Source organism: Desulfosporosinus metallidurans (assembly GCF_001936615.1).
GTDB lineage: Bacteria > Bacillota > Desulfitobacteriia > Desulfitobacteriales > Desulfitobacteriaceae > Desulfosporosinus > Desulfosporosinus metallidurans.
Window position 1 is genome coordinate 1 of the sequence record NZ_MLBF01000037.1, and the last position, 13,168, is coordinate 13,168.

A 13,168-nucleotide genomic window follows, 5' to 3' on the forward strand; every position below is an offset into this window, starting at 1 on the left:
TCTTCACCGACACTATATGTTGATTTAACTGATAGTGTCATAGAACCAGGTAGAGAACTAGCAAAAGCTTGAGTTTGTGAAAATAAGATAGAACTTATTAAAATAAAGCATAAACCTAATACTTTTATTTTTTTACTATTTAGCATTGTTATGACCTCCCTCTACACACTACAATATTTTTCATTACCTCAGCATAACCAACTTTAGGTCCATTTTTCCGTGCTTGCAACAACCTGTTAAAAAGCTGCGACCGACATTCTGAGCTAGAATCTTGGTAGAATTTCCATTGATCTTCATTCGTAAATCCGCCTCCTTCCTGACTTGGCTTTCTTTAAACCCCCTCAATTTTTTATTTGCACTATATAGACGTCTTTAAATTGATTTTGGATTTAAAATAAAGAAAAAAATTTAAAAATATGAAAGGCACGAAGCAGAATATTCACTATGGCTAGTTAGATGTGGATGCAAATTCAACAGAATTAGTGCTTATTTGAGTGCTATAATTAGTTGTCATCGTAATACACTGGTTTTTGAATAGTGGGACTCCTGACATCAACACTGTCGGCAGTACACGTTAGTTCCAACTGAAACTGGATCCCGTGCTCACTTCTTCCAGAATAAGCCATGTATATCACACAAATACCCAGTGTTATTGCAATGTGAAAAAATACAATAATGTAATAATATGGGTTACCCTCAAATATTTCTATTATTTAGTAACTTCGACGAATTATAAAGCATTCCTTTATAAATATTTCGATTCATTATGCTAATATTCTACAGCGTTTTTCCTCGTATGTGAGCTAAAACTAATCTGGCAAAATCGGGATTTTAAGATATTAACAAGAATCATTTGCCTATAATATTATTATAATCAAGTTGATTATAGAATTAATGACAGCGACAAAGGGGTCAGCTCCACCTATACCGCTCCACCATCGGCAGATAGATATGTCCATTAATATTGTTCTCAAATAGGTCATGGGAGGATTCTGCTATCAGAATATCCTTGTATAGCGATTCCCTGCAAAATTCCTGCAAAGGCTTCGGCACACACAAACCCAATTTATGAATGTCCATATCCTTACAAGCATTTAACACTTGCAGATAGTCTTTTGCCTCATGGGGCAGGATGCTTCCGCAGAGCAAACGGATGTCCGCCTCTCTGAATATCGTGGGTGGTTTGATTTCCCCGCAGTCGTAAATGATGAAGTTGTAGTCTTTATCCAGATCATTGGTAAAATAGGGGTTGACACCGCCGACAGGATAGGCTTCTCCGTCTTTTTCCGCACTTATTACCATATTCAATCCGGCCTAATCTCAGCAACAGATGCACGCAATATACCGCCTGTTGCTGATGGTGGATAGGTCCCGTTCTTCTTCTATTTTTTATAAGCAATATGACGTTTGATGATTTTGGTTTCAAACTCTCTACAGTCGGCATAGCTGCTTTACTTGGGGCAAAAATGACAAAAAATGGACGTAGGGTATAAGGAAAGCTCCTTGTAACCCTACGTCCTTAATATTTTAAGCTAATTAAAGAACTAAACGACTTTAGAGCAGACCAATTTCATCATATAGGTAACGTTCATTCTCATGAGTATCACACAGGAGAAGAAATGTGGGAACAATGTGACGGCGATATTGATGCATATTTGGATTTTGTAGGAACAGCAGGGACATTTATTGGCTATGCAAAAACTTTAAAAAGGCACAAATTCGATATTAGATGTTATGTCGTCGAACCAGAAACAGCTTCTTTTTTAGCTGGTAAGCCAGTTTCAAATCCAAACCATAAGATACAAGGCGGTGGATACTGTATGGAACTAGGGTTCATAGAGAAAGAGTTGGTATCAGGTTATTTAAGTATTACTAATGAAGAAGCTATTCAGATGGCAAGAAGTTTAGCTAAAACTGAAGGAATATTTGCAGGTTTTTCTTCTGGGGCAAATGTAGCTGCCGCAATTAAACTTTTAAGTGGTGCTGAGAGAAATAATTCGATAGCACTAACAATAAACGATTCAGGATTAAAATATTTAAGCACAGATTTGTATGATGCCTAATAACAGAAAATGGAACACGCGGGAGCGCCTTATATGAAGTGCCCTAGGAGTCTGCCCTATATTACTAAACCCATCAAATGTGATACCTAATCTTTCATGTCTTCAACGTCATTAATATCGCATCCCGAAAATGCTCCAAAATTCACCCAGACGGACTTGTCTGAATCTTAGGAGACGCCCCGATTATCTAATACGGTCTATATCCACACGTTCCGATAGGTAATGACACCCCACAGCATTACCAGTTAGGGTTCCAAGTCGCGAAGATTGCCAACGAACAGCCGCGTGCATCAACCACGGTTTGGTGCGCGAGGGGGCGCTTTAGGCGATGGCTAAAGTGAGTTAAATGTGTCGATGTGCCGGGGCACACTGTTTAACAATCATTCTACAGACTTCTCTTTCCGGGCCTTTTTCTTTAGTGCCTTCTCTTGGCGTTTCTGATACATCTCATGAATCCAAATACTTACCGGAGCCTTCCACTGTTCACTTTTGCTTGGGATGTTTTTGATCAGACTTCTTGGATTCAATCCCATTTCTTTGGCCATTTTCACGGTTTCTTCGTTCAGTCTGCATTTCTTTTTTGCTTCAGCCCATTCAACATCCTTGTTGTTATTACTGGCCATACCATTGTCCTTTCTTGGGAAGATTTTTATCTAAGAGAATTATTGTCTTCTTTCAAATACCTTCTAGCCAATTCCCGCGCCTTCTCGATACCTTCTTCAGTCAGATATACTGATTTTGCACCGCGGCCGTCACTAACCAAACCCCCATCGGCCAATTCATTTAACGACTCGAATGGATACCCTTTCCAACTTCTGCGAACTGTAGTAAATCCAGCGTCTTCTTCCCAAGATGTTAAATACAACAGCAACAGTGTCAACTCATTAATCGTGTCGCCCATTTGGTGCTAAGTCACTCCTTCTTAATATTTGAGTAAAAAATTTATCTCATTTTTGCCGAACGTACCCACGCTCACAATAACTCGTCACCGAATATTGCCAACTGACATCCGTAGCGCATCAGCCACGGTACGGAGGCGAGGGGCGTGAGGGGCTTAGATATATGTTCTTTAGTCTGCTGCCGGACAACACATCTTACATACCCCCAACTCCATTTGAGAACCATGTTAGATAGCTGATCGGAATAATAGCATTACATAATAAAGCTATTATTCCGAACAAGAACCTCTTGTTTCTGTATAATGAAATAAGTGAAATTATGACTCCAACGAAAGAAATAACGAATACTACTATCAAAGAATATTCAAACAGATAAAACAAGTCCTCGATATGCAAAATGGGCCCTAAAAATACCATTATCACTATCGTTAATGTTGATAAAAAGGGGCAAACCCATATATTTTTTACCATTATAGCACCTCTTAATTAAGGTTTCACTGGAATACCAGTCACCCATCAAAAACGCCCATGTTTCCCCAAGACATTACCTCGGCGGTTCGCCATAGGGGGTTTTAACCAGATGCGCCATTCTTTCATCGTCCATGGTAGTCACCCCGCCACATATCCCAACGACCCTGTTTACCAAGATTTTACCCCGGCGGGCTGCGCCCATATATGTGCATCAAGCACGGTTCGGAGGCAATATCTCTGGAAGGGCTTAGGGTACGGGCTACACGCCATTTCTTAACAACTAACCAATATGTTGAGGTTCATTCCCTACAATTTTATATTTCTCTTCTTCGACGACGGTCCCATCTTCTTTGGCCTTTTTAAACGTTATCAGGTCATAGCCGTCACTGTTTTTACTTTGAGATGTTTCATAAATATATCTCACACCGTTTTCAAGCCGTTCTCTAGTTCCAATCCAATATGGACAGTTATTCAACAAGGGATTGGATTTTGTCAATTCTGCGAATAGTTTATTTGATGCCTGTACGTTAATATCTGGAAGCTTCCTTTGTACAGGAGCCGCACTTACTTCTGCCGTTCGCCCAATACTTTTTAGGTATTCTGCAGCCTAGGCTTCCTGCTGCTTTGATAGATCCAAATAATACTTGTCTGCTAAAAGCACTTGATCTTTAAACTTATTGGAGAACATCTTTTTCATTGAATCAATATACGCCGCTCCGTCCTGAGGTTCCTTATAATCAAGCAAAGAGTACTCGCCATGTTCATTTTTGGAAAATGTTATTACTGTCGGAATGGCTCCACTTCCGCTAACCTTAGTGAAAATGCCATTTTCGAAGCTGAAAGCTCCATAACTCGCTATAGTATAAACCTTGGTAGTTTCATTACTCTCCTCGGTACCAAGGATTATGTGTCCCTCAGTGGCAGTTTCCCCAGGTCCATAGGCAGTTATCCTGGATTTTATGGCATGGCTTACAGAAGTATCAATATCTTTTAAGATTTGAAGTTGTGGCCCCATTGGAGAACTTTGTTTAGTTAGGCCATTTGCCACTAGTACGCCACCCAGAACAACCATGCACAATAATCCAACAATAAGCACACGTCTTTTCCTAACACTTGCAAAGTATGCCACAAGTTTAGCCTCCTCTCTCAGATGAAACTGAGCTGACGCCAGTTTTACTAGACATTACCCAAGCGTGGTTCGCTATGTTTAGTAATGGAACTACCACCCCCCACAAAAAATCGCTACCGAGGATTGCCAACAGAGACCCATATGCATCGAGCACATTTCGGAGGCGCGGGGTGTAAGGTGTTTAGGGTACGACTGAAGATGTCGTCAATATAATCCGCCTAACATTCCATAAACATCCTTGAATTCTAATGTTATTTTGGGTATATACGAGTCCAAGTATTTCCTCCATCAGTCGTTTTAAGAAGAGTATTAGGAGAACTGTCCTTTGACCGAACAAGCACCCAGCCGATCTTGCAATCGGCAAAGTCAAGCTCCATGATGTTTTGCCCTTTCTGAAGCAACTCCTGAAGAGTTTTATCAGGATTGGTTTCACTCCAAGTCTTGCCCCCATTACTGGTATGATAAAGCTTTCCATTAACCGGAGCAGTGGAACCGGTATCCCGATGTTCCGATCGCCAGTGCCACCAATCATTGGCGTTAATGAAATCTATTGTTAGGCTTTCAGGCTTGACAGGTTTCCGACTTTGCCACGTTAATCCCCCATCTTGGGTTACGTAAAATATAGTCGCGTATTCAATAGTTTTATGGCTTTCAGGTACAAATGTAGTCATGAGAATGCCTTCCTTAGAATCAGTCGAAAGAAATACTGGAGGAGAAACAACATCAATTTCACCGCCTGAAAAACCATTTGGAAGAACGAGTTTTTGCTGCTGCCAAGTGAGACCGCCGTCCCGCGTCATATACAGCTTATTGCGGGTAGTGCTGGTGTTAGCTCCCACTACCCAGCCGGTAGCAGAATTGCGGAAACGAATCGTTCCCCCAAAGGGAAGAGCATTTTGAGAACCATCTGTAATGGATATTTTAGACCATGTAGCCCCACTGTCAGTGGTTGCAAACAATTGGCCAGGAGAAGAATTCATGCCGTGATCCGGTTCTATCATCAACCACCCGCGTTCTGAATCTATAAAGTTCAGAGAGCGGGGGAAGCGTTCGGCACCATTGTTCTCCACCGACACTGGGGCAGACTGCCAGGATTGCCCCCCATTATTGGTCCGGAAAACGATTATTTTGGACCCTTTGGACCCATCTTCTGTCGATGTTGCCACCCAGACAGTGTTAGCATCGAGAAATGCCAGAGTAGTACCACGAGGATTCGCAAGTTTCTCGGGTGGTGTGATATCCTCCCACTGGTTACCTCCATCGATCGTCCGCAAGATCCTGCCATTGCCTAAAGCCCAGCCGGTGGTTTCAGTAACCATCCGGATAGACGACAGTCCAAGTGCTTCCTTGGATGTATTGTCAGTCGTATTAACTGGTTGATTTGTTTGAGGCTCAGCAGGTTTCCCCATTGACAAACCAGAGCATCCCACCAGCAACAAACTTATAATCAATACAGCCACAGGTATGCTAATTTTCTTTTCCATTAAAGCCTTCTCCCTTTCCTCAACGCCTTCCAGTTTGCCTAGACTTTCCCCCTGCGTGGTTCGCTTTGTTTAGTAACGTACCTACCTACCGCCTACGATAACTCGTCACCGAAGATTGCCAATGGAGGGCTATATGTATCAAGCACAGTTCAGAGGCCAGCTATCATATTGTCTTTTTTCTAATTATTTTGATCCTCCAACACCTATAGACTTCATGCACCGTAGGATTTTTATGGCATCACCTGGGTTATCCCGCCAGTCTAGCAGATACCAGACTGAATCATTCACCTTCCAGAAGATTTCTGTGGTAGGGTGGTTTGCGCCAAGATAAAGGAAATATAATTTCCCGGGGGAACCCGAAAGAGCCAGGCCATTTACTCCAATGGTTTTGATGATCTCGGAGGCATAATTTCTGGTGCTATCCTCTTTATTGTTCGGTCGAGCCGCAACAAAGTAACTCCACTGACCAATTTCCCATGAGATTGCCCTATAAGCATCAAGGTCCATAATATATTCCTTGCCTTCAATTCCATTAGGAAGGGTGATCGTTTTTACTTCTTTGTTTTCATTGATAAACTGCTCTACTATTGGTGGTCCTAGAGGGTTCTCAATGTTACCGGAAAGTGTCCCTGCATATGTACCGGTATCGGTTCTTTGATCTGGAGTCCACTGGTCGATTTCTATCGTAAATCTATTCTTGCTTGTTTCGAGATTAAGATGCCACTTATTTTCCTGATAAGGGGGAGGAAGGTAAGATGGTAAATAAACAGGGAAATTACTGGTTTCTAACAACAACTTTCCGGAAATAGGTCTAAATGGTGTGGCTATTTTCGTTATTGTTCCACCTTCAACCATAAATGCTTTTGTACCCATAGATGAAATTAGGATGACTATAAAAATGATCGTAATGGCAAATGAAGTCGTTATTTTCATATGATTTCTCTCCTTGGCCTTGAAATTTTTCGGCGATTCAAGTGCCCGAATAAATACCCACGATATACTCCCCGGTGTTAAGCCTAATACACCCACCGCCCCACTATAGCAGATCCTCTAAGATTACCAACAAACCACCGCCCTCATCAACCACGGTTCGGAGGCGCGGCGGCGGGAGAGATCTTTGGGCACGGCTAGCGGAATGGGAAAATGGACAAGCAGGGAAGATGCAGTGTGAATGTGCTGTAAGAAGGCAATTGATTTTGCTTTGCAATTTCCTATTTAATTCTTCTTGCTGTTTTCTAACAAATCTATGATTCGATCGAGTTTCCTCAAAACCTCCATGTCACTTTTCCGCTTGTTCGAAATGGATATTAACTTAAACAATATTAAGCAAATGACTAAAAACGAAACCACCTGTGCGATTAAAGTATAATCAATAGCAATTGGACTACCCACCGAAATTCCTCCCCATGCAACAATATAGACGACATTTATAAAATTGATTAAGGTTCAGATAAACGTAATCACGTTAAACATTCCCACCAATGCTCCAACGCAATCTGTTTCCTTAGACTTTACCCCACTGGGATCGCTTTATTTACTAACAAACTCATTCACCCACGATAACTGTCACCGACGATTACCAACATTCACCCGTACCGCATCAACCACGGTTTGGAGGCGAAGGGCGGGTGAGGGAGCTTTGGGTACGTTTAGCCACTAGGAGTACAACTCAAATCAGCGTGTGAGGGCTTCGATTATAGTCCCATGTAAAAGTCTCTTTAGTGATTCCTCGCCATTTATCTCCTGAAATTGAGCAATCCATTCCCTTACGATCCCCAATACCTGCTCCATACTCAGTTCGCCCTTGCCGTATTTTCGCAGTCCCATCTATTACAACAGCAATCTTTTCATCTTTTCTCTTCTTTGACATTATGTTATACCCTCATATGGCGTTGTAAATCTCTTTAGAAGAGAGCGCATCATGCTCTCCATAATACTGTCAATTTTTTTTGCAACCCTGGGGATCTGATGTCCGGATTCTCGAATTCGTTTCTGCCTTTTTAGTGGATACTCATAGGTAATTTTACCTTCCCATGCATAATCGAGTTGCTCTTTTACATATCTTTGCTCACTCTCGGTAAGCTCATTAAAATCCTTGCTATCATCCACTCTTTGCGTTAAACTCCCGATAGTCATTGGTAATCACATCTCCCCAACTTCTTATAATATCAATCGCTATTGCTACAAAGACAATATCGTATTTCCTTGGCATACCTGACATCGCTACATAATGCCAATCCATGCTTCCCTACTTAGTACGGCGATTCCCAATTGCCATTAGGTGGACATAAACCTCTACTCTTGATTTCATTTCATTTGGAAGAAGATTAATGGATGCACCACTATGTTCCCTAATGTGGTCATTGTTTCTGCACCTTCTGCACATCTCTCAGAACAGCTTAATTACCTCTTCCTCTAAATCCTTCGGTATTGTGGTACGGTCCAGCTTTGCCCTGAACTTCATAATGGCAGTTGTTAACTCATCTCTGTGATGGCTCTACTTTTTCCATATGGCGATAGCCTGATCCAACTTTACTTTCCGATCGCCGGTCCACCAAGTATATGGATACGCCCCACCACTTGCTCTAGCCTCAACAACACCATTCCAAGCACTTACCTTAGAAGGCAACTCTCCTGGATCAAGAACTAGAATTCGGCAAAGGCTTAGCGTCCCATTGTTCTCTTTTGAATACTCCAAACCTACTGCAACTACCCAATGTCCAGAGCCTGGATATTCCATACCCATAATAACGGGATGGTTTTCTTTAATGTGCTTTTCGACAAAGCTCTTTACACCTACTCCACTTTCTTTAAAAGGTTCAGTTCCTAGCCTTTTAGTAAATGCCCCATCGATAAAATCCTGTAGTTCTTCCAAATTAGTTCCATCTCTAAAAAGTCCCTGGCCCCTATGTATCTTTTCCAGAACCTTACCAATTGAGGTTTGCTTACTATAACGTGAAGATAAAACTGACGTTCTGTCAGCGAGTCCACAAATCAATAGGCTCATTAACAGACAGTACGGTCCACAAGCCCCATCCAAGGAGCCTTGGTGAAGATGTACCTGCTGTTCCTCCTCTTTAGGTCCCATCGCGGCAGGCCCTTCATGCGTAGTATCTATAAGGTCAATCACGTGAATCTCTGTCATTAATATCTCCCCCATTCTCTTTTGGCACGCACTTTATCCCCATTTTAAGAATTAAAAGACAAAAATACAATTGAGTTGGCAAATATGAATATGATTGATAATTACCGTGCACTTTTTCAGAAAGCCTATGTATGGTATAGACATAGGGACATATTCACCCCCATCGAAGACCGCTAATAAGTGAATGGCTTAGTATTAACCCAATGAAAATTTGTTCAGCTTCAGAAGGGTGACCCACAAAGTTGTTAAACTTAGGTGTCTCAGATGAATGAATCAATCAGAGAGGAGGATTTTGATAACTACATTCGATGAAATAGAATATTTTTTCATGCGGGTCAGTTGAGAAAGCAATAAGGAGGGCATTTAAAAATGGGTATACTACAAGCTATTTGGGTATTAAGCATCTTGGTTATTTTAATTGATGTGGTACTTTGGTTAATTTTCAAAGTCAAGAAAAACCTAAACCGAGCAAAGTTATGGAAAAGGCTTTTATTTGTAAGGATAGGCTTAAGCCTATCTTTTTTTATTGTTATGCTCATAGTACACAATCAAGCAAATATTCAGACTGACGTTCTTCAAAAAAACGCCAGTACCCTTAAGGCACCAGTATCTCAGACATCCCTGCCAAAGAGTAACGAATGGAAAATTTCAGATATGAAGGTAGGGTTGCCGTTTTCAGACGTTGAAAATAAACTTCCGTCGGACGCTACTATTGAAGTAAAACTAGTTAAGGGTGTGGAAGCGTACGTGATCACGTCTGACCAGCAGAAAAAACAATGGACCTTTTCCAAAGAAGGAATGCTTCGGGGTATATCGGTTAGCACGGCAGGCAGTGGTTTGGACGGGGGACTAACAGTAGGTGACAAAGAGTATCACATTACGGACATAATGGGAGCGCCGACAATAAGTCCTAACAATAGTCAGGATAAACTCTACGTTTATAAATTTCCTGATAACGAGATCCAAGTTCGTGTTAATGAAGGTTCCGTTGATCGGATTAATCTGAATATTCCCGACGGCTACCCTGTACCTTCACTAAAAGCTGATGAGGCCCAAAAAATCCTTTTGTATTACAACACAAAAGTGGCGGATAAATTCTCCAACTCACCTCTAAATACTAAACCGAAAGATACCAAAGACGCCGTCCAGAAAAATTCTCCAAGCGACAAGACAAAGACTGTCCAACCTTTAAATCCCACTACTAAGGCACCTACGAAGGCATCCAGTAAGACTTCGTATGATAGAGATAAGCTTGTTGCAACAGCAAAGATAGTCAACTCTTATTTTATAGAGTATCAAAACATTAGTTTGTCTAATACCCCGGCAGATAAGAAAAGCACACTTAAAGCTTTGCAAGAAAAGGCTGATTTATGGAACTTGTCCATAACTTTGGAAGAGAATATTGTTGTCCAATCAGAAGATAAGTTGTTGTGGCGTTGGTTAGTTCAGTTCACAGACCAAGTAGGTAGTGCGATAGACTATCATCTTGGCTACCTAACGGGAACAGATCCTACGTTTAAGGCATTATCTCTTTCCGAAGGTCAAAAGGCCCTAGTGAACGCGGTAAGTCTGGCTGCACAATACCAAGAAAAATTTGGAGATCTGTAGTGAACCAGCTCTTTACCTCATTAATACTGCTACCAAGAAAGGATGATCAAAATGTCAGAAGAACCAGCAAAATACGAAGCTAATGGCAGCGCTAAAAATGAGAATTGCGATGGCGTCGATCCATTCCAAGAGTCGATGCAACGTGTTGCCAAAGCCCACGATAAACTTTTACAAAGACTCTTCGGGTTTGTACCGGACCAACCTGAGACCTATGTTGTCAGTAGGAAGAAGTACACCAAAGCAATGAAAAGTGTTCAGCAGGATTTTGATCTCGTTGAGGGGGACCCAGATTTCATCTTGTTTATCTTCGAACAATTGAGCAGGTCGCCACGATTTACTGATCTTCGAGAAGATAAATGGTGAAATGCTAAGCAGGTCTCCTTGGTTTTATGACGAAATAAATTAGAATCATACAGGTCACGTGGACATGTTAATAACAGATCCAAAGTCATCTGAAGCCTAGGGCCGGCTAAAGCCAGCCTTGGGGATGAATATTTTCTAAGCCCACATTGTTTTATAGAACTATAAATATATGAAAGCATGCTGTAAAAATGATCCCAGTATATTTAGCGATGAAAGAGGAGAAAAGCCCTCCTTCATTGTATGTATACAAATAGATTGGAGTGGTTGACATGCCATTAGATGAAAAAGATCAACAATTATTTCGAGACTATGTTATGCCCTTCATTGCCAAAAATCGTTCTACATCAAGCCAAACGATTCTTGAACTGTTGGAAAAGGAAGAGCCAAAACTTCTGAAGCGCATTAACAAAACAAGTAAAAAGATTGGTCCTCTAGCTTATATTGGAAGATATCTACTTGCAAAATTTAAAAAAGAGGGCTGGTTGGTTAACGAGGATGAATTGTGGACGGTAAACATCAATCAGGAGCGCTGTGCTCAATGTTTTAAACTTCTTGATGAGGTATATTTAGTTGACATTGAAAACAACCGCTTCTGCAGCGAAAATTGCGCGGATGACTTTGAACCGGAATTTGTCGAGCCTTATGATTCATACTGGGATCAATACATGTATTTGTTCCATACTTTTAGCGAGCTGTACCCTAAATTTGCTGTATTCAAAAAACCCCTAGAAAAGGTAGAAGTCATTAGTCCGTCCACTCATTTGGCTTTACTAAAAACACTGCAAAAAATTGAAGAACATGTTTATAATCCAGAAAATGACGGAATTATGCTTGACGAGGGGGCAGATGGCCCGATCGCCGCTGAGATTTATCGGATGCTGTCCATTTTGAACAACGAACTGCTGCAACTTCGCAAAGTTGAAAAGGTGTTCCGTAAACACCGACTCAAACAAAAAGGAGTCTTTGCCATTATTGTGGATTCCGAATATTTATCTGGTTCCAGTAAAAACGATGCAGTTTTTAAGGAATTTATCCGTAAAAATCGAAGATATAAAATGTCTAAGAGCAATATGTGGGGAACTACTAAGCTTGAAAAACGCAACCAATGGTACGATGAACTAATCCCTCAATTAAAAAGCGCACTCCATTATGAAAATTATGTTGAGTGCCCGATTTGTTCATTATTAAGTGAAGAAAATCATACAAAAAAGGCCAATGATAATTATCGTTACTGTGAATATTGCTATGACGACGTTAGGCTAGCTGGAGGGTTTGACCGTGAACTTTATGACTAACGATCAGTCATTTCCATTACCGCTAATTCATCGTGATATTCCATCAAAAATTTTATAAATGCTTTACCTGCCAAACGTATGTTGCTTTTCTTCTACACTACGCGGAACTTGTCGTTCCGCGTAGGTACCGCCCTCTTCAAAATAGGTCCATTACCCTTTGTGGAGAGACAAGTTCCATCGAATATAAACCTTTTTAAATTATACTAAGCAGCATAATGCATCTATTCCAACGTTCTCATACCAAGCCTCTTTCACTATTCCTTGCGCTGTTGCGTATGGAGTGATCAGAGGTATACCCAACTCATTTGACATGCAAATACCACTGATATAATCCCTATTAACTTGAGGATATTTAGTCTTTAAATCCTGATACCAATTAATCTTAGGTGCTACTAAATGAATGCGCGAATCATTACTCATCCAAGTAATAATTCTTCTTATTAGCTGGGACTCTTGGCAGAATAAAGATATATGAATGTCATATTGAGCCGCATACGTAATATAAATTCGTTTATATTTCACTAAGTAATCAATCCTATTTAAGAAAAAAAGCATATAGATTGACTGAGCATCCAAAAGAATCTCCTCACCCAATCGTGACCGTTCTTTCTCAAGCACTCTGCCATCTTTACGAAAAATTTGCATCTGTTTCTCAAGTTTCGCACCCAATAAAATGGCTGAAATTTCAGTCTAAAAAAGGTGAAAAATATA

General features: G+C 40.9%; 14 protein-coding genes. 4 read left to right on the forward strand and 10 right to left on the reverse strand.

Features of this window, described 5'->3' with window-relative positions; translation table 11 throughout:
• Positions 1-912: 912 nt before the first annotated feature.
• Positions 913-1,302: a hypothetical protein gene (locus tag DSOL_RS17990; RefSeq protein ID WP_207649644.1), complete on the reverse strand. Its 390-nt coding sequence runs from the start codon at positions 1,300-1,302 to the stop codon at positions 913-915.
• Between the two features lie 233 nt (positions 1,303-1,535).
• On the opposite strand from DSOL_RS17990, the gene DSOL_RS17995 reads away from it, so the two are divergent.
• Positions 1,536-2,063: a pyridoxal-phosphate dependent enzyme gene (locus DSOL_RS17995; RefSeq protein WP_139314516.1), complete on the forward strand. Its 528-nt coding sequence runs from the start codon at positions 1,536-1,538 to the stop codon at positions 2,061-2,063.
• Positions 2,064-2,443: 380 nt separating this feature from the next.
• Here DSOL_RS17995 and DSOL_RS18000 read toward each other — a convergent pair whose 3' ends face one another.
• The 8 genes from DSOL_RS18000 to DSOL_RS18040 all read right to left on the reverse strand — a co-directional run bounded on the left by DSOL_RS18000 (position 2,444) and on the right by DSOL_RS18040 (position 9,191).
• Positions 2,444-2,686 carry a hypothetical protein gene (locus tag DSOL_RS18000; protein ID WP_075366200.1) on the reverse strand — a complete coding sequence of 81 codons (243 nt, stop codon included), beginning with the start codon at positions 2,684-2,686 and terminating at the stop codon, positions 2,444-2,446.
• 26 nt (positions 2,687-2,712) lie between these two features.
• Complete coding sequence (locus DSOL_RS18005) at positions 2,713-2,964, reverse strand: DUF6429 family protein (protein WP_075366201.1); 252 nt, start codon at positions 2,962-2,964, stop codon at positions 2,713-2,715.
• Positions 2,965-4,040: 1,076 nt separating this feature from the next.
• The gene (locus DSOL_RS29020; RefSeq protein ID WP_235838879.1) at positions 4,041-4,562 is read right to left on the reverse strand and encodes a hypothetical protein; all 522 of its coding nucleotides are present in this window, start codon (positions 4,560-4,562) and stop codon (positions 4,041-4,043) included.
• 251 nt (positions 4,563-4,813) lie between these two features.
• Positions 4,814-6,046 carry a WD40/YVTN/BNR-like repeat-containing protein gene (locus DSOL_RS18020; protein ID WP_075366203.1) on the reverse strand — a complete coding sequence of 411 codons (1,233 nt, stop codon included), beginning with the start codon at positions 6,044-6,046 and terminating at the stop codon, positions 4,814-4,816.
• Positions 6,047-6,229: 183 nt separating this feature from the next.
• On the reverse strand, positions 6,230-6,979 hold the full coding sequence (locus tag DSOL_RS18025) for a hypothetical protein (protein WP_075366204.1): 750 nt from the start codon (positions 6,977-6,979) through the stop codon (positions 6,230-6,232).
• A gap of 736 nt (positions 6,980-7,715) precedes the next feature.
• Positions 7,716-7,916 (reverse strand): hypothetical protein, encoded by a 201-nt coding sequence (locus DSOL_RS18030; RefSeq protein ID WP_075366205.1) that lies wholly within the window; start codon positions 7,914-7,916, stop codon positions 7,716-7,718.
• On the reverse strand, positions 7,916-8,182 hold the full coding sequence (locus DSOL_RS18035) for a hypothetical protein (RefSeq protein ID WP_075366206.1): 267 nt from the start codon (positions 8,180-8,182) through the stop codon (positions 7,916-7,918). Before DSOL_RS18035 ends, DSOL_RS18030 begins: the two co-directional genes overlap by 1 nt.
• 361 nt (positions 8,183-8,543) lie before the next feature.
• Complete coding sequence (locus DSOL_RS18040) at positions 8,544-9,191, reverse strand: papain-like cysteine protease family protein (protein WP_075366207.1); 648 nt, start codon at positions 9,189-9,191, stop codon at positions 8,544-8,546.
• A 369-nt stretch (positions 9,192-9,560) separates the two neighbouring features.
• Between DSOL_RS18040 and DSOL_RS18045 the strand changes: the two genes are divergently transcribed.
• The 3 genes from DSOL_RS18045 to DSOL_RS18055 all read left to right on the forward strand — a co-directional run bounded on the left by DSOL_RS18045 (position 9,561) and on the right by DSOL_RS18055 (position 12,457).
• The gene (locus tag DSOL_RS18045; RefSeq protein ID WP_075366208.1) at positions 9,561-10,799 is read left to right on the forward strand and encodes a hypothetical protein; all 1,239 of its coding nucleotides are present in this window, start codon (positions 9,561-9,563) and stop codon (positions 10,797-10,799) included.
• A gap of 51 nt (positions 10,800-10,850) precedes the next feature.
• Positions 10,851-11,162 carry a hypothetical protein gene (locus DSOL_RS18050; protein WP_075366209.1) on the forward strand — a complete coding sequence of 104 codons (312 nt, stop codon included), beginning with the start codon at positions 10,851-10,853 and terminating at the stop codon, positions 11,160-11,162.
• 269 nt (positions 11,163-11,431) lie between these two features.
• Positions 11,432-12,457 (forward strand): hypothetical protein, encoded by a 1,026-nt coding sequence (locus tag DSOL_RS18055; RefSeq protein WP_075366210.1) that lies wholly within the window; start codon positions 11,432-11,434, stop codon positions 12,455-12,457.
• Between the two features lie 198 nt (positions 12,458-12,655).
• On the opposite strand, the gene DSOL_RS18060 is transcribed toward DSOL_RS18055, so the two are convergent.
• Entirely contained in the window at positions 12,656-13,102 is a 447-nt protein-coding gene (locus DSOL_RS18060; RefSeq protein WP_075366211.1) for a hypothetical protein, read from the reverse strand.
• Between the last annotated feature and the right edge of the window lie 66 nt (positions 13,103-13,168).